Raw genomic sequence first — 16,170 nt, 5'->3', positions numbered from 1 at the left:
CGCCCGCGGGCGCGTTAACGTGCTCGAATGGACTCGGCCGGGGCGGTGCTGCGCGCCGTTCTCGACCATGGCCCGGTCGCCCGCAGCTCGGTGGCCCGCGCGACCCGGTTGTCGGCCGCCTCGATCAGCGGCGTCGCGACCTCGCTGCTGAGCCGCGGCCTGATCCGGGAGGCGCCGGAGGCGGCCGGGCGCCCGGGCATCGGCCGCCCGACCGTGCCGCTGGAGATCGACGCCGAGGCGGTGGCGGTGATCGGGGTGCACATCGCGGTCCCGCACGCCACGGTGGCCCTGCTCGACCTGCGGGGCCGGGTGATCGAGCAGCAGCGCGAGCCGCATGCCGGGCGGGATCCGGCGAGCGTCCTCGACCGGCTCGCCGAGCGGATCGGCCGGTTGCGGCGCCGCCGTCGCGTGCTGGGGGTCGGCGTGGCCACCGGCGGGTGGGTGGACGCGGTGACGGGCACGGTCGTGGAGCATCCCGCCCTCGGCTGGCGCGCCGTGCCGGTCGCGGCCACGCTGTCCAAGGCCACCAGGCTTCCCGTACGGGTGGACAGCAACTCGCGGGCCCTGCTGCGCGCCGAGCAGTTGTTCGGTGCGGTCGCCGGGCGGGCCCGGCAGAGCGCGGTCCACCTGTTCGTCGGCAACGTGGTCGACGTGGCCTTCGCGACCGGCGGCGTGGTGCACCAGGGGCCGCGCTCGGCCGCCGGCGCGGTCGCGCACCTGGGCGTCGAGGGCTGCACCGAGCGCTGCTCCTGCGGCCGTACGGGCTGCTTGCAGGCGGCCGTCTCGGAGCAGACCCTCGTCCGCCGCTCGGGCGCGCCCGACCTGCTCGCCCTGGTGGCGGCGGCCCAGGGCGGCGACGCGCGGGCTCTGAGTCTCTTCCACGAGCGGGCGCGGCTCGTCGGGCGGGCCGCGGCGCTGCTGCTCGACCTGTTCGACCCCGAGGTGCTGGTGGTGGCCGAGGCCGGGGCCAACCGGATCCCGGCCTGCCTGGCCACGCTGCGGGCCGAGATCACGGCCTGGTCGACCGCGGGCGCCGACGTCGCGCAGGTGGTCCGGCCGACGAGCTTCCCCACCACCGTGCTCGCCGTCGCGGGTGGTGCGGTGGCCCTCGACCACGTCTACGCGCAACCCCTTTCACCTGCGGATACTTAATTCAGCCGGGCACATAGTTGCCTTCTTCTCCTAGCTGCTTAGTATGAATTGCAGCGCGCGCTCCCCACTCTCTGCACCGTGAACGGAGCCCCTCGTGAGGAGACTGTTATCCCTGTCGGCCGTCGTCCTGCTGGCCGCCGCCCTGACCGCCTGCGCGGGTGACGACGGCGCCGCCACCCTGGAGCTGTCGGCCGCACTGCCCGAGCAGGTGCCCAGCGGCACCGAGATCCGGATCGGCGACCCGGCCATCCAGGCCATCCTGGGCGCCTCGGGCCTGGACCAGGAGCTGACCAAGGCCGGCGTCGCGGTCGAGTGGGCCAACATCAGCGGCGGCCCGCAGAGCATCCAGGCGTTCCGCGCCGACAAGCTCGACTGCAGCGCGGTGGCCGACATCCCGTCGCTGTTCGCGGCGTGGACCGGCACCTCCACCAAGATCGTGTTCCAGTCGGTGATCGTCGACCCGCTCACCCATCCGATCTATCAGCTCGGCGTGGCCCCCGGCGTGAACGTGACGTCGCTGGCCGACCTGCGGGGCAAGAAGATCGCCTACAGCGCCGGGCAGGCCCAGGGCGCGCTCGTGCTGCGGGTGCTGCAGAAGGCCGGCCTGACCCAGCAGGACGTCACGCTGGTCGAGCTGACCAGCACCGGCGACTCGTACGTGACCGCGCTGGGCAGCAAGGCCGTCGACGTGGCGCCGATCGGGGCGGCCCACGTGAAGATCTACAAGGGCAAGTATCCGGGGGCGACGGCGATCCTGACCGGCATCCGCGACGACGCGTCGACGCTCTACTGCCTGACCTCCGCCGTGCAGGACGCCGAGAAGGCCGCGGCGCTCAAGGTCTACGTCGGGTTGCGGGCCAAGGCGCTGCTCTGGCAGAACGACAACCCCGAGGGCTACTCGAAGGCGTACCTGCAGGCCGTCCAGGGTTTGAGCCCCGAGGACGCGAGGGATGTCATCGCCACCGACGGCGTCAAGGGCATCCCGGCCACCTGGGACAACGCCATCGCCCGGCTGCAGGCGACCGCCGACCTGCTGGCGGCCGAGCAGAAGCACGACAAGCTCGACGTGACCACGCTCGTCGACCGGCGCTTCGAGCAGGTTCAGGCCGAGGCGGTCGGGTCCAAGGTCGTCACCGGTGATGCCGCATGACCGTCATCGACAAAGCACCCCCGGCCTCGTACGAGGGTGACGTGCGGGTCGTGCGACGCCGGCTCGGCCCGGGACGGCGGTTCCGCGGCGCGTTCTGGGTCGGCCCCGCCGTCGTGCTAGTGATCTGGTCGGCCGGTTCCGCGACCGGGCTGATCAAGCCGGCCATCCTCACCTCGCCGTGGGACGTGGTCGTCGCGTTCGGCGTGCAGTGGACCGACCACGACCTACTCGGCGACATCCTGTCGTCGCTGGCCCGGGCCGCCTCGGGACTGGCCATCGGGGTAATCACCGGCGCCGTGCTGGCGGTGCTGTCCGGGCTCTCCCGGGCCGGCGAGTCGCTGATCGACGGGCCGATCCAGATCAAGCGGTCGATCCCCACGCTGGCGCTGATCCCGCTGTTCATCGCCTGGTTCGGCATCGGCCAGGAGATGAAGATCGTGACCATCGCGCTGATCAGCCTGGTGCCGATCTACGTGCACACCCACAACGGGCTGCGCGGCATCGACGGCCGCTACGCCGAGCTGGCCGAGACCCTCGACCTGCGCCGGGGCGAGTTCGTGCGGCACGTGGTGCTGCCCGGCGCGCTGCCCGGGTTCCTGCTCGGCATGCGCTTCGCGGTCACCTCGTCGCTGCTCGGCCTGGTCGTGGTCGAGCAGTACAACGCGACCGCGGGCATCGGTCACATGATCACGCTGGCCGAGCAGTACGGGCAGACCGACGTGATCGTGGTCGGCCTGGTCATCTACGGCATCTTCGGCTACTGCGCCGACACCGCTGTCCGGCTCACCGCAAGGAGGGTGCTCGCATGGCGACAGACACTCGAGGGCTGACCACGGCGCCGGCCGTCAGCGTGCGCAACCTGCACCGCAGCTTCACCGCGAACGGCGGTGTGCTCAACGGCCTCGACCTGGACATCGGGGCGGGCGAGTTCGTGGCGCTGATCGGGCGCTCCGGCACCGGCAAGAGCACGCTGCTGCGGGCCCTGGCCGGGCTGGACCGCGACGTCGCCGGCCGCGGCCACATCAGCGTCCCCGCGTCGGTCTCGGTCGTCTTCCAGGACTCGCGGCTGCTGCCCTGGAAGCGTGTGCTCGACAACGTGGTCTTCGGGCTGCGCGGCAGCGACGCGAACGCCCGCGGGCGGCAGGCCCTGGCCGAGGTCGGGCTGGCCGGCCGGGAACGGGCCTGGCCGTTCGAGCTGTCCGGCGGCGAGCAGCAACGGGCGTCGCTCGCACGCTCCCTCGTACGGGAACCGCAGTTGCTCTTGGCGGACGAGCCGTTCGGCGCGTTGGACGCGTTGACGCGCATCCGGATGCACGCGTTGCTGCGCAAGTTGTGCGAGGCCCACCGGCCCGCAGTGCTGCTGGTGACGCACGACGTCGACGAGGCCGTCGTGCTGGCCGACCGCGTGATCGTGCTCGACGGCGGGGTGGTGCGCACCGACGTACGGGTGGAACCGGACCGCCCTGAAGCGGAGCTGCGCGCGTTTCTGCTGACTGAGCTGGGTGTCGAAGGGGAGGGCCGATGAGCCGCCAACTGCACTTCAACCTGTTCCTGCACGACACCGGGCACCACGAGGCGTCCTGGCGGCTGCCCGTCTCGGACCCGTACGCGAATCTCTCGCTCGCCGCCCATCAGCACCTCGCCCGGGTGGCCGAGGAGGCCAAGTTCGACTCGGTGTTCCTGGCCGACAGCCCGGTGCTGTGGAGCGACCCCGGACGCCGCCCGGCCGGCAAGCTGGAACCGACGCTGCTGCTGGCCGCGCTGGCCGTCAGCACCAGCCGGATCGGCCTGATCGCGACCGCGTCGACGTCCTACAACGAGCCCTACAACCTGGCCCGCCGGTTCGCCTCGCTCGACCACCTCTCCGGCGGCCGGGCCGGCTGGAACATCGTGACCACGGCCGGGGACGCCGCCGCACGCAACTTCGGGCTGGCCGACCAGCCGCTGCACAAGACCCGCTACGAGCGCGCCGACGAATTCCTCGACGTGTCGACGAAGCTGTGGGACAGCTGGGCCGACGACGCGATCGTGGCCGACAAGACGGCCGGAGTGCACGCCCTCGACGAGCGGGTGCGCGCGATCGCGCATGCGGGCGACTTCTTCCGGGTCGACGGCGCGCTCAACGTGCCCCGCTCCCCGCAGGCCTATCCCCTGCTCGTGCAGGCCGGCTCGTCGGAGGACGGTAAGGACTTCGCCGCGCGCTGGGCCGAGGCCGTCTTCACCGCGCAACCCACGCTGGCCGAGAGCCAGGCCTTCTACGCCGACCTGAAACGCCGGGTGGCCGCGGCCGGGCGCGACCCCGGCCACGTCGTCATCCTGCCCGGCATCGTGCCGGTCATCGGGGCCACCGAGGCCGAGGCGCGCGAGCTCGACGCGGAACTCGACCGGCTGATCGCGCCGCAATACGCCCTGGGCACGCTCGCGCACACGTTGCGGGTCGACCCCGCGCGGCTGCGGCTGGACGAGCCGCTGCCCGCCGACCTGCCGAGCGAGGACGAGATCGAGGGCGCGAAGAGCCGCCGCACGCTGATCGTGGACTGGGCGCGCCGCGACAACCTGACCGTACGCCAGCTGATCGGCAAGCTGGGCGGCGGGCGCGGGCACCGCACGTTCGCCGGCACCCCCGTACAGGTCGCCGACACGATCCAGCACTACTTCGAGAACGGCGCCGCCGACGGGTTCAACATCATGCCCGCCGTGCTGCCCTCGGGCCTCGAGGCGTTCGCCACCGAAGTCGTCCCCATCCTGCAGGAGCGAGGGCTTTTCCGTACGGAGTACTCCGGCGCGACGCTGCGCGAGCACTACGGACTCCCCCGTCCGGCCAACCGATTGGTGCTGCGATGACGTTCCTCTGGTACATCCCCAACACCGTCGAGCCCGGGCATCGCGGGGACGACGCCGTCGCCGGGTACGGCACGCTCGAGCACAGCGTCGATCTGGCCCGTACGGCGGAGGAACACGGCTGGGAAGGCGCGCTGATCGGCACCGGCTGGGGGCGGCCCGACACGTTCACCGTGGCCACCGCGATCGCCGCCCGCACGACCACGTTCCGCCCGCTGGCGGCGATCCGGCCCGGCTACTGGCAGCCGGCCCACTTCGCCAGCGCGGCCGCCACCCTCGACCACCTCAGCGGCGGGCGCCTGCTGGTCAACATCGTCAGCGGGCAGGACAACCTGGCCGCGTACGGGGATCGGGAAGCCGACTCGGCCCAGCGGTACGCCCGCACTCGCGAGTTCATGCAGCTCGTGCGGCGGCTGTGGACCGAGGAGAACGTGACCTATCGCGGCGAGCACTTCCAGGTCAACGGCTCGACCGTGGTTCCCCGGCCGGCGGGTGGCGGGCCCCGGCTCTATTTCGGCGGCGCGTCCGAGGCGGCGGAACGGGTCTCGGCGGCGGAAGCGGACGTGCAGCTGTTCTGGGGCGAACCGCTCGAGGGCATCGCGGAACGCATCGACCGGCTGCGCAAGCTGTCTGTGGACCGGGAGCTGCCGCCACTCGAGTTCGGGCTGCGGATCACCACGCTCATCCGCGACACGACGGCCGAGGCGTGGCGCGACGCGGAGGCCCGGGTCGCCGCCATGGGCGACCGCGACGACCGCCATCTCGACCGCCACGGCCCCGCGGTCGGCCAGCAACGCCTGCTCGACCTGGCCGCGCGCGGAGACGTCCTCGACACCTGCCTCTACACGGCCCCCGGCCGGCACGGAGGCGGCGGCGCGGGCACCACGTGGCTGGTCGGGACGGCCGACGAGGTCGCCCTGGCGCTACGCCGCTACCGCGACTTGGGCGTCACCCACTTCATCCTGTCGGACACCCCGTACAAGGAGGAAACGGCCCGCGTGGGCGACGCACTCTTGAAGAAGGCGGCGCTCTCCTCATCGGCCGGGTAATACGACTCGATCGCGATCTCGTCGACCGTGACGTCCATCGGTGTGCCGAACGTGGTGATGGTCGAGAACAGCCGCAGCTCCCGGCCGTCGACGCGCAGGACCATCGGGATGACGACGTCGGCGTCGACCCGCGGCCCGGCCTCACCGCCCGGCTGCAGGAGCTCCTCGTACAGGGCGGTCAGCTCCGGGTCGGGGGCGGCGGCGAGCTGGCGGGCGAGCCGGGAGCGGAACACCGCCCGTACGTCGTCCAGGTTGACCACCAGCCGGGCCAGCCCGCGCGGGTCCAGGCCCAGCCGCACCAGGTTGACCGGCGGCCGCAGCAGCTCGGGATCCACCCGGGCGAAGAACTGGTCGACGGCCCGGTTGGTCAGCACGATGTTCCACCGGCGGTCGAAAACCAGCGCCGGATAGGGCTCGTGCGCCCGCAGCACCCGGCCGATCGCGTCGTGGACGGCCGACAGCGCGTCGTCGCCGAGCGGGCGCTCCGCGTACCGGGGGGCGAAACCGCCGGCCAGCAGCAGCCGGTTGCGCTCACGCAGCGGCACGTGCAGCTGATCGGCGAGCCGCAGGATCATGGCCGGGCTGGGCCGGGACTTGCCCGTCTCGACCAGGCTGACGTGCCGGGCCGAGACGTCGGCGGCGATCGCCAGGTCGAGCTGGCTCAGCCCCCGGCGTTGCCGCCACTGGCGCAGGAGTTCCCCGACGGTGTGCACGGTCATCGAGCGTACGCAGAATTGGTGTGCCCGCCATGAAATGCGAGTTCATCGACAACCGGCGCGGCCGCCGCAAGCATTGTGCCCATGACTGCTGCCAATAAAGACCTCATCCAACGTGCGCTGACCGTGCTGCTCGAAACGCGGGACACCGGCGCGCTCGCCCCGTTCCTCAGCAACGATTTCGTCCACCATCGGCCGGGCGGTTTCCGGCACTCGAAGGCGGAATGGCTCGATGCCGTCGGAGCCGCACTCGAGCCACTGGCCGACATGCAGGTCGAGATCCGCCACCTGCTGGCCGACGACGATCGGGTCGTCATGTACTCGCGCCGCACGCTGCCTGCCGCCGAGATCGAGGTCGTCGACATCTGGCGCATCGACGACGGCCTGATCGCCGAGGGCTGGGAGGTCCTCGAGCCGGCGGCCCAGGTGGCGGCCAATCAGACCTGGTGGGAGCCCTCAGCTGCCTGATTCGATCAGCGGAGCGAGCCCGTCGAGCAGGTGTCTCAGGCCCAGCTCGAAGATGATCCGGACGTCGGGCGGGCCCGTGATGCTGAAGGTGACGGGATAGCGGCCCGACTCGGCGATCCGGCGGAACTCCTGCGCGCGGGACTTCCACCAATGCTCGACGTCGAGCCCGTAGTCGTACTGCTCGATGACCGCCCGCGTGCCCTGCAGGGCCATGCCGGAGGTGTAGGACGAGACGAAGGTCAGGATCGCCGCGGCCTTGTCGGGGGAATTGCCCTCGGCGGTGAGCACCCGCATCATCCACTCGCCGTTGTCCATCAGCGCCGGGGCGTGCACCGGGCCGGCGAGCGGGGTCAGCCGGATCGCCCAGGGATGCCGCCGATAGATCTCCCACTCGGTCCGCAGCGCCAGCTCGAGGGCCGGTCGCCAGGCGGCCGGCGGCGGCTCGGGCAGGGAGTGCTCCGCGTAGATGTGGTCGATCATCGCCGTCGCCAGGGCCTCCTTGTTGGCCACGTGCCGATAGAGGGCCATGGTGCTCACGTTCAGGCTCGTGGCGACCCGGCGCATCGACAGCGCGTCGGTGCCCTCGGCGTCGGCGATGGCGATCGCCGTCTCCACGACGGCGAGCCGGGTCAGGCCGGTCGGTCTCGGTTCCTTCCTGGGCTTCGGCGCCGGTCCACTGACCACAGTCCCAATTCCCCGTACGGCTTCGACCAGGCCCTCCTGGCGCAGGGCGGCCAGCGCCTTGGTCGCCGTCGCCATGGCCACGCCCCACTCCCGGATGATCTCGCGGGCGCTCGGCACCCGATCACCCGGGCCCAGCTCCCCGTCGTCGATGCGAGCCCGGATGTCGGCCACGATCCGGGCGTACGGCGGCAGCTCCTCCATGGCCCAAGTGTACTAGCGCACCACCTAGGTGCACTAGCGCCGTATGCCAAGTTTTTTCTGCTAGTTCTCGCCTCCCGATCGCCGTGTTTATTGTGTACGCATGGCGAACCGATCACTCACGCTCGACCGCCGCACCCTGGCCCCCGATCTGGCCCGCGGCGTCATGCTCCTCGTCATCGCGCTCGCCCACACCCACCTGTTCACCGTCCTCATCGGTGGCCCCGACCGCAGCGGCTCGACGGCCGACCGCCTCGCCACCGCGGGCACGGTCATGCTCGTCGACCTGCGCGGCTACCCCATGTTCGCGGCCCTGTTCGGCTACGGCCTGGCCCAGATCCATCGCCGCCTGGGCGACCCGTGGCCCCGGGCCCGAGGCATGATCCGCCGCCGGGGCCTCTGGCTGATCGCCTTCGGGCTGGCCCACGTGGTGCTGCTCTTCCCGGCCGACATCCTGACCGTGTACGGCCTGACCGCGGTGCTCCTGGCCGGCGCGCTCCGGCTGCGCGACCGCACCCTGATCGTCTGGGCCGCGCTCTGGCTTCCCGTCACCACGGCCGTGCACGCGCTGGTCGCCGCCGACGACGCCATGACCGGGGACGGCCTGCCGCGGCTGTCCGACGGTCTCGGCTTCCGGCTGAGCCTGTTCTCCGCGATCGCCGTCATGATGCTGATCAGCACCGTCGTGCCGTTCCTGGCCGGCATCCTGGCGTCCCGCCACCGCCTGCTCGGCAAACCCCGGCCGCTGCGCGCCATCGCCGCCGTCGGCATCCCGCTCTCCGTGCTCGGTGGCCTGCCCCTGGCCCTCGACAAGGCCGGCGTCTGGACCGGCGTCACCCCCGCCGACGTCATGCTCGCCACGGCCCTGCACCAGGCCACCGGCTACGCGGGCGGCCTGGGCTACGCCGCGTTGATCGCCCTGCTCGCCCTCCGCCTCGACCACCGCCGCGGCCCGGTCGTCGACGCCCTGGCCGCCCTGGGCGAACGCTCCCTGACCTTCTATCTGGCCCAGTCGCTGGCGTGGGCCCTGCTCTTTTCCTCGTACGCGCTGCACCTGCGGCTGACCTCACCGGCCGTGGCCGTGCTCGTCGCGCTGGCGGTGTGGCTGGCGACCGTCCTGCTCGCCGACCTGATGCGCCGCCGAGACATCCGCGGCCCGGCCGAGACCGCCCTGCGCCACCTCACCTACGCTCACGCACGTGACAGATGAGCGGCGTGCCCTCCGAATCATCATTACCGGCGAGGGTCAAGTCAGCCGCCCGCAACAGTTCAAGCAGCCTCTCCGCGCGGCTCAAAACCAACCTTCAAGCTCACGTCCAGGGCCAGAGCCAAACGCTCCAGCACCGTCAGGGTCGGGACCGTCCCACCAGCCTCGAAACGGGCCACCGCAGATTGCGTCATTCCCGCCGCCTTGGCCAATTGCGTCTGGCTCCAGCCGCGACGTTCCCGAAGCTCCCGGACCGAACGGCCGAGCTCGAAGGCCAGTCCTGCGGCCTCATACGCCTCGGTAGCCCCCGGCTCCGCCAGCCGCCTCTCCCGCATCGCGGCCCAACCGTCACCCTCGCTCATGGCCCAGCCCCCTCCTCGCCGACGACCTCGTGCGCCTCGTCGACACGAGCAGCGGCCCCTCCTCCGCCAGTAAATCGATGTAGAACGCAGCGTGCGCAAACTGAGCGGTCGGCAAGCCATCCAGCCACTTCTCGACCTCCGGCTCGAGTTCGACAGTACCCCAGGTCATAGCAACGATGCTATAAGTGGCCACCGACAGTATGCGGCACCGTTTCACCCGTTCGTGGCCGAAGACTTCAGGGAAGGGCGGACGGCGCCGGGGCGGGGAACGGGTCGCGGAGGGTGAAGGCTTCGGGCGGGGCCATTGCGGCCCACCCCGACGGCGTCGGCGACCTCGTTGCGGCCGACCGGCTCGGCCCGCCCGGCGACGAACTCGTACGCCGCGCGGCGCGACGGCTCCAGCAACGCCCCAGGCATCCCAGCCACCCGCGCGGGAGCGGGCATTTTTACCTGCTCCAGGGCTTACTTCTTCCTGTGGCGCGACCACCGGTTCCTGCGACGGTTCTCGTACACCCGGGCAACGGCGTCCGGGGAACCATCGGAAGGGATCACAGTGATGAACCTCAGCTCAGGACGCCTCTTCGTCGGTTGTTTCACCGCGGCGGCCACGGTCGTGCTGGCCGTGCCGGTCGGCGCCGCCCAGGCCGCGCCGCCCCGCTGCTACGGCGCGTACGCCACGCGTTGGGGCGGCCCCGGCAACGACGTCATCCACGGGACGCCCGGCAATGACGTGATCGTCGGCCTCGGCGGCTCCGACCGGCTGTACGGCGGGGGCGGCAACGACATCATCTGCGGCGACGCCGGCAACGACTACCTCAACGGCGGAGCGGGCAACGACCTGATCGCCGGTGAGAACGGCGCCGACTATCTCTACGGGGGCAGCGGCGACGACCGGCTACGCGGGTTCGCCGGCAACGACACCCTCTACGGCGAGGGCGGCAAGGACTCGCTGGAAGGCGGGGACGGCCACAACTGGGCGCGGAACTGGGGCAACGACACCCTGGTGGCCGGCCCCGGCAACGACACTCTGCGCGGCAGCGGCGGCTCCGACCGGCTCTACGCATGGCAGGGCGGCGGCCGGGACATGCTCTACGGCTACGGCGGCCGCGATTACCTCTACGCCAACGACAAACGAACCGACGACTCGATGTACGGCGGCGGCGGCAACGCGGACTGGTGCGTCGGCGACCGCTACCAGGGCCGCACGGTGGAGGCCAAATCCGGCTGCGAAGTGAAGTAACAACGCCCCCACCACGGTAGCCGGTCGTGGATCGTCCGGAATGGGGGTTAGCGTGCGCGGCATGGAGATGTTGACTCGTGAGCAGATCTTGGCGGCCGATCTCATGGACTGGCGGAAGCTGGGCCAGGGCCTGCACGCCCGGTTCGTGACCAAGGACTTCCAGGACGCCGTACGGTTTCTCGGGGCGATCGGGGAGCCCGCGCGGGTGACGGTGGGGAACGGGTACGTCGATCTGAAGCTGATCAGCGAGGATGCGATCTACCGGGATGACCAGGGCCGCGAGCACCAAGTCGAGTGGGTGACCGAGCGCGACGTCGAGCTGGCCCGGCAGATCAGTGCCACGGCGGCGGAGCAAGGGCTCGCGGCCGACCCGGGGTCGATCACGATCATTGAGCTGGCGCTCGACACGGCGCAGGCCAAGACGATCGCGCCGATGTGGGCGGCCCTGCTGACCGGGGACACCGGGGCGCACGGGCGCGGCACGATCGGCGACGACGTGCGGGACGCGCTGGGGCGGGTGCCGATCCTGTGGTTCCAGGACACCGAAGAGCACGAGACGCCGCGGCAACGTTTCCACCTCGACGTGTGGGTGGCGCCGGAGGTGGCCGAGCAGCGGATCGCGGCGGCCGTGGCGGCGGGCGGCACCATTGTGGACGACAGCAACGCGCCGTCGTTCACGGTGATCGCGGACCAGGACGGCAACCGGGCCTGCGTCTGCACGGCTGAGTAAAGTCAGCCGCCGTTCAGCTCGGGGTCCTAGTGTGCACCGATGCAGGACGAGCGGCTCGACGCCGTACGGGCCCGGGTCAACCGGTACGGCAACAGCGGGGACACCGAGGACCTTCTGCACCCCGCCGCCGTACGGGATGTGGAAGCTCTGTTGCGGGCGCACGAGCCGCCACCGATCGCCGTGCGGCACGCGGCCGGGATAAACTTCTACGTGCGGCACGTCGCCGCTCCGGGCAACGGCGACCTGGAGCGGGCCGAGTCGCTGCTGCGGCCCGTGTACGACCACGTGCCCGACCTCGTCGAGCGGATGGCGGTGCTGGCCGAGGTGCCGTCGAAGCCGCTGCGCCTCAACCCGCAGCCGGTCGCCGTCTTCACCTTCGCCGGGCAGCCGCTCGACGTGCTCGACGAGGTCATCGCGATGACCCGGCACGCCGTGCGGTCCGCCGGGGACGAGGCCGAGGCGACGTCGTTGCGGATGAGCCTGGCCGAGGCGATCGAGCTGCGCTTCGCCCGCACCGAGGACCTGGCCGACCTGGACGACGCCATCGCCGCGGCCCAGGAGTCGGTGGCGGCGACCCCGCCCGGCGAGCTCGGCCGTGGCACCCGCCTGTTCGCGCTGCACGAGGCGTACCGGCTGCGCTACACCGCCACCAACGAGCCGGCCGACCTGGAGGCGGCGCTGCGGACCGTACGGGAAGCGGTGGAACAGACCTCGCCCGAGCACATGGACTACGTCGAGATGGTCTATTACCTCGGCGAGACGCACCTGGCCCGCTATCAGCGCACCGGCCGCCGGGAGGACGCCGCTGTGGCCAAGGACGTCGCCAAACAGCTCATGCGGGCCGCGCCCAAAGACCATCCCCTGTACGCGATGGCCCGCGACCTGCGTGACCGGGCCCGCCGCCGCTGAGCGTCACCGCCGCCACGGTTCGAGCATGTCCTCCTCGGGCAGGTCGGCCACCGGCCCCCGGCTGCGGGCCGCCGCGGCCGAGACGCCACCCCAGCGCAGCAGCATCGCCGTGGCCTTCGCCGACTCCTCGGGGGCCAGGCGCGCGATGTTGGCACCGTGGTTCCAGCCCGCCGCCACGAAAAGGGCCGAGTCGCGCCGGCTGGGAGTGAAGCGCTCGCCGCCCCACGGGTCATTCTGGCCGTAGACGAACAGCATCCGCTGCGAGGCCGTACGCACCCACAGGTCGACGTCGATCATCGGGAACGGGTTGTGCCGCGACCGCAGCTCGGCCGGCAGCGACGAGTTGGCCGTGTAGAGCCCCGGATAGCGCCGCAGATCACGCAGGTGCGCGAACTTGAGCGAGGGCCAGCCGAGCTGGGTGGCGGCCTGGTAGTAATACGGCCAGTACGGTTCGAGGCCCTGGTCGGTGTAGAACGACCAGCCGGCCACGTCGTCGATCCAGTTGTAGAGCTCGTCGTCGGTGGCGGTCGTCGCGGGCACGGTCGCGCAGTCGGCCGCGAGCCGGGTCTGCCAGAACGCCCACACGGTGTCGAGCACAGTCATCTCGTACGCGCGGTCGGCGGTCCCGAGCGTACGGGAAAATGTGTAGCCGGAGGCTTCGAGCCGGGGCACCAGCCGATCGCGCCTTTTCAGAGCTTCCCGCTGTACGTTGTCGAGCGCGCTGCGGCAGGCCGCGTCCCCGACCGTGGCGAAGAACCGGTCGTACGCGCCGTCGAGGTCGTTGAGCGAGTCGTTCGGCGCCACGTACGCCACCACGCCGTCGACGTCGTTCGGGTAGAACCGCCGGTGATAGACCGAGGTCATGCCGCCCTTGCTGCCACCGGTCTGGATCCACTTGGCCGAATAGATCGTCTTGAGGGCCGTGACGATCCGGTGCTCGTCGGTGGCCTCCTGCCAGATGGTCAGGTCGTCCCAGTCGGCCGGGGCGGGCCGCGACGGGGTGAAGAACCGGTGCTCGACCGACACCTGGTTGGCGTCGAGCAGGCGGGTCGGCTCGGTGCGCCCCGGCTGCGGGTTCGCGGCCAGCCCGTAGCCGTTGGTCGACAGCACGGTCGGGGCGTCCGCCGAGCGGTGCAGGAGGGTCAACCGCTGCTCGTACGTGCCCCGGCCGGGATGCCGATGGTCGGCCGGCTGGCGGTAGGTCAGCACGAAGAACCGGTAGCCCGTGGGCTGGGTCTCCGAGACGACGGTCAGCCCCGGGATTGCCTTGAGCCGGTCGAGCAGGTCGTCGGCCGCGGTGGCCGGCACCGCGGGCAGGAGCAGAGCCAGGACGGAGCCGAGAACCACCAGCAGTCGACGCATTGATGCAGATTAATCGAAGATCACGATCGGCGGGGCATCGCGTTCTCGGCAGTGAGCATCCAGGCCTGCTTCTCGAGGTCGTGGACGATGCCGTGCAGGATGTCGGCGCTGGTCGGATCCTCGGCGTCGACCGCGTCGTGCACCTCGCGGATCGTGGCGACGGCCTGGCCGATCAGCCCGGCGACCCGGTTGGCGGCGTCCCCGGTGGCGATCTCGCCGGGCCCGAGGTCGTCGAGGGCGGTGTGCGCGGCCACCACGGCCGGCCGCCCGTCGGGCACGGCGCCGAGGGCCCGCATCCGCTCGGCGATGGTGTCACCGGCCTCGCGGGCGATGTCGACCAGCTCGTCCAGCTGCAGGTGCAGGTCGCGGAAGTTCGGGCCCACGATGTTCCAGTGGGCCTGCTTGCCGTGCAGGTGCAGGGCGACGAGGTCGACCAGCACCCGCTGCAGCCGGTCGGCCTGGGCGGGCGTGGCACGGGTGTACGAAGTCGGGATGCCCTGAGTGACGGTCATCTTCGGTCCTCCCTTGTGTGGATCTCGCCCTGAACACTAGCCCTAAACTTGAATGATTCAAGAAAAGGACCGGGTAATGACCACCACAGCCCGATCAGAACGGGTCGTACCACTCCCAAACGACCGCGGTCACCCGCACCAGCACAGCCGCCGCGAGGACCCACCACACCCACCGCTCAGTCGTCTCGCGGCTGTCCGTGACGTCGGCCGGCAGCGGGGCCACCCGGCCCTCGGGGTCATAGTCGACGTCGAGGCGTTCTCCGGCGCCGGCCAGCCGGGTCCCCGTGGTGATGCCGGTGACCTTCGGGTCCTCGCACCGCAACGCGTGGACGTAGGAGGTCTCCGTCCAGGTGGATTGCCCGCCGCCCGGCGAGTCGTATGTGGTGTGGGTCTGCGTGTGCTTGTCCACGGCCGTGACCACACACGCCGTACGCACCCCGCGCTCGGCCATCACACCGGCCTGACCCACGGTGAGGACGCCGCCGCCCACGAACACCAGCAAGATGCAGGCCACGAAGTTGAGGCCCATCTTGGCGTGCAGGACGATCGTGCCCATCCAGAGCAGCGCGGCCGCGACAAAGCCGGCCACGACCAGCCAGTGCGGCTCGAACCCACTGGTCGCCCCGGACATGCTGGCCTCGAGCACCCAAGCCAGCAACAACGGCTGCCCCACGGCGACCACCAGGTTGCCGGCCCCCCACCACCATTCATCGGGGAACATGTCAGCAATCCCGGACACTGCGGTCCATCCTGGAATCGTGACACAGCGGCTCCAGGGCTAGTCGTGAATGAGTCGCGCCCGTTCCGAGCCGTCGATCTCGAGGCGCCAGCCGACGGGCCAGACGTCCGCCCGGTCCCCATGCTCCGGTGCACGGGCTCCCTCGAAGGTCGGGGGATCACTGAACCGCGTCTCGTCGAAATGGGCATCACCGTGGAAGGTCGCGCCGTCGAAGTCGGCCGCACCCTCGAATGTCGCCCGCTCGAATCGGGCCTCCCCGTCGAAGATCGTCCCCGGGAACCCGGTCTTCCCGATGAACACGGCCTCGACGGCGTGCTGGGCGGCTCGCTCGAGCGCGTAAAGGCCACCGAGCCGCACCGCAGCGTCATCCGATCCGAGTTGTTCGACCGCCTTGGTGTAGAGATCAGTAAAACGGCGTTCGGAGGCGTCGAGCTCGGTGTGGGTCTGGGCAGACTCCAGGTGCCGCTGACGACGCAGGGCCAGCAAGAGCGCGGCCACGGCCCCACTGGCCGCGAAGAGCCCCAGACCGTACTTGATGGCTTCGATCTTCAGCCCGGGTCGATCGGCCAAGGGGCCTGACCGGCGACGGTCATCATCCACACCAGCGCCGCCACTCCGATGAGGGCGACGCCCGCCGCCATGATTCCCACTCCGGGATAGCTGAGCAGCCACGGCCCTCCCGCATCCGGATAGGGCCCGCAGGTCCAGAAGGATGCCGACAGCGAGCAGACAGGCTGCGGTCCAAGGCCGTGGAGCCAGTTTGCCCATGCGACCAGGATCGGCCCCGATTCTCACTGGGCCAAGCGGAACGAGCGACGATCGCTCGCCAAGGTGACGTGGCGAGCACGCCG

18 protein-coding genes are annotated in these 16,170 nt (G+C 71.0%); 11 read left to right on the top strand and 7 right to left on the bottom strand.

The window, feature by feature from the left end:
• Positions 1–27: 27 nt before the first annotated feature.
• The 6 genes from JKJ07_RS15925 to JKJ07_RS15900 all read left to right on the top strand — a co-directional run bounded on the left by JKJ07_RS15925 (position 28) and on the right by JKJ07_RS15900 (position 6,192).
• Positions 28–1,152: an ROK family protein gene (locus JKJ07_RS15925; protein ID WP_202992297.1), complete on the top strand. Its 1,125-nt coding sequence runs from the start codon at positions 28–30 to the stop codon at positions 1,150–1,152.
• Positions 1,153–1,246: 94 nt separating this feature from the next.
• Positions 1,247–2,302, top strand: a complete 1,056-nt coding sequence (locus JKJ07_RS15920; protein WP_202992296.1) for an ABC transporter substrate-binding protein — start codon at positions 1,247–1,249, stop codon at positions 2,300–2,302.
• A complete protein-coding gene (locus JKJ07_RS15915; RefSeq protein ID WP_202992295.1) occupies positions 2,299–3,132 on the top strand; it encodes an ABC transporter permease in 834 nt (277 codons plus the stop codon). The genes JKJ07_RS15920 and JKJ07_RS15915 overlap by 4 nt, the downstream gene beginning before the upstream one ends.
• Positions 3,108–3,827, top strand: coding sequence for an ABC transporter ATP-binding protein (locus JKJ07_RS15910; RefSeq protein WP_202992294.1), 720 nt, complete (start codon positions 3,108–3,110; stop codon positions 3,825–3,827). The genes JKJ07_RS15915 and JKJ07_RS15910 overlap by 25 nt, the downstream gene beginning before the upstream one ends.
• Complete coding sequence (locus JKJ07_RS15905; RefSeq protein ID WP_202992293.1) at positions 3,824–5,146, top strand: LLM class flavin-dependent oxidoreductase; 1,323 nt, start codon at positions 3,824–3,826, stop codon at positions 5,144–5,146. The genes JKJ07_RS15910 and JKJ07_RS15905 overlap by 4 nt, the downstream gene beginning before the upstream one ends.
• Complete coding sequence (locus JKJ07_RS15900; protein WP_202992292.1) at positions 5,143–6,192, top strand: LLM class flavin-dependent oxidoreductase; 1,050 nt, start codon at positions 5,143–5,145, stop codon at positions 6,190–6,192. Before JKJ07_RS15905 ends, JKJ07_RS15900 begins: the two co-directional genes overlap by 4 nt.
• Here JKJ07_RS15900 and JKJ07_RS15895 read toward each other — a convergent pair.
• A complete protein-coding gene (locus tag JKJ07_RS15895) occupies positions 6,075–6,911 on the bottom strand; it encodes a helix-turn-helix domain-containing protein (protein WP_202992291.1) in 837 nt (278 codons plus the stop codon). The genes JKJ07_RS15900 and JKJ07_RS15895 overlap by 118 nt on opposite strands.
• An 81-nt stretch (positions 6,912–6,992) precedes the next feature.
• Here JKJ07_RS15895 and JKJ07_RS15890 point away from each other — a divergent pair, with 81 nt between their 5' ends.
• Positions 6,993–7,376, top strand: a complete 384-nt coding sequence (locus JKJ07_RS15890; RefSeq protein ID WP_236028995.1) for a nuclear transport factor 2 family protein — start codon at positions 6,993–6,995, stop codon at positions 7,374–7,376.
• On the opposite strand, the gene JKJ07_RS15885 is transcribed toward JKJ07_RS15890, so the two are convergent.
• Positions 7,365–8,261 carry a TetR/AcrR family transcriptional regulator gene (locus tag JKJ07_RS15885; RefSeq protein ID WP_202992290.1) on the bottom strand — a complete coding sequence of 299 codons (897 nt, stop codon included), beginning with the start codon at positions 8,259–8,261 and terminating at the stop codon, positions 7,365–7,367. The genes JKJ07_RS15890 and JKJ07_RS15885 overlap by 12 nt on opposite strands.
• Before the next feature lie 100 nt (positions 8,262–8,361).
• On the opposite strand from JKJ07_RS15885, the gene JKJ07_RS15880 reads away from it, so the two are divergent.
• Positions 8,362–9,468 (top strand): DUF418 domain-containing protein, encoded by a 1,107-nt coding sequence (locus JKJ07_RS15880; RefSeq protein WP_202992289.1) that lies wholly within the window; start codon positions 8,362–8,364, stop codon positions 9,466–9,468.
• A 59-nt stretch (positions 9,469–9,527) separates the two neighbouring features.
• Here JKJ07_RS15880 and JKJ07_RS15875 read toward each other — a convergent pair whose 3' ends face one another.
• Positions 9,528–9,827 (bottom strand): helix-turn-helix domain-containing protein, encoded by a 300-nt coding sequence (locus JKJ07_RS15875; protein WP_202992288.1) that lies wholly within the window; start codon positions 9,825–9,827, stop codon positions 9,528–9,530.
• A gap of 556 nt (positions 9,828–10,383) precedes the next feature.
• Between JKJ07_RS15875 and JKJ07_RS15870 the strand changes: the two genes are divergently transcribed.
• The 3 genes from JKJ07_RS15870 (at position 10,384) to JKJ07_RS15860 (ending at position 12,706) form a co-directional block, all read left to right on the top strand.
• On the top strand, positions 10,384–11,067 hold the full coding sequence (locus JKJ07_RS15870) for a calcium-binding protein (RefSeq protein ID WP_202992287.1): 684 nt from the start codon (positions 10,384–10,386) through the stop codon (positions 11,065–11,067).
• 61 nt (positions 11,068–11,128) lie between these two features.
• Positions 11,129–11,797 (top strand): 4a-hydroxytetrahydrobiopterin dehydratase, encoded by a 669-nt coding sequence (locus JKJ07_RS15865; protein WP_202992286.1) that lies wholly within the window; start codon positions 11,129–11,131, stop codon positions 11,795–11,797.
• Positions 11,798–11,836: 39 nt separating this feature from the next.
• Positions 11,837–12,706, top strand: a complete 870-nt coding sequence (locus tag JKJ07_RS15860; RefSeq protein ID WP_202992285.1) for a hypothetical protein — start codon at positions 11,837–11,839, stop codon at positions 12,704–12,706.
• Positions 12,707–12,709: 3 nt separating this feature from the next.
• Here JKJ07_RS15860 and JKJ07_RS15855 read toward each other — a convergent pair whose 3' ends face one another.
• The 4 genes from JKJ07_RS15855 to JKJ07_RS15840 form a co-directional block, all read right to left on the bottom strand.
• On the bottom strand, positions 12,710–14,068 hold the full coding sequence (locus JKJ07_RS15855; RefSeq protein ID WP_202992284.1) for a S28 family serine protease: 1,359 nt from the start codon (positions 14,066–14,068) through the stop codon (positions 12,710–12,712).
• Positions 14,069–14,088: 20 nt separating this feature from the next.
• A complete protein-coding gene (locus JKJ07_RS15850) occupies positions 14,089–14,580 on the bottom strand; it encodes a Dps family protein (RefSeq protein ID WP_202992283.1) in 492 nt (163 codons plus the stop codon).
• Positions 14,581–14,674: 94 nt separating this feature from the next.
• Positions 14,675–15,301 carry a hypothetical protein gene (locus JKJ07_RS15845; RefSeq protein WP_202992282.1) on the bottom strand — a complete coding sequence of 209 codons (627 nt, stop codon included), beginning with the start codon at positions 15,299–15,301 and terminating at the stop codon, positions 14,675–14,677.
• 57 nt (positions 15,302–15,358) lie between these two features.
• Complete coding sequence (locus JKJ07_RS15840) at positions 15,359–15,889, bottom strand: pentapeptide repeat-containing protein (protein ID WP_202992281.1); 531 nt, start codon at positions 15,887–15,889, stop codon at positions 15,359–15,361.
• Positions 15,890–16,170 lie beyond the last annotated feature (281 nt).

Origin of the sequence: Paractinoplanes lichenicola (genome assembly GCF_016785085.1) — a bacterium.
GTDB lineage: Bacteria > Actinomycetota > Actinomycetes > Mycobacteriales > Micromonosporaceae > Actinoplanes > Actinoplanes lichenicola.
The sequence above is the reverse complement of the archived record's forward strand: the minus strand, read 5'-3'. Positions and strand labels throughout refer to the sequence as shown.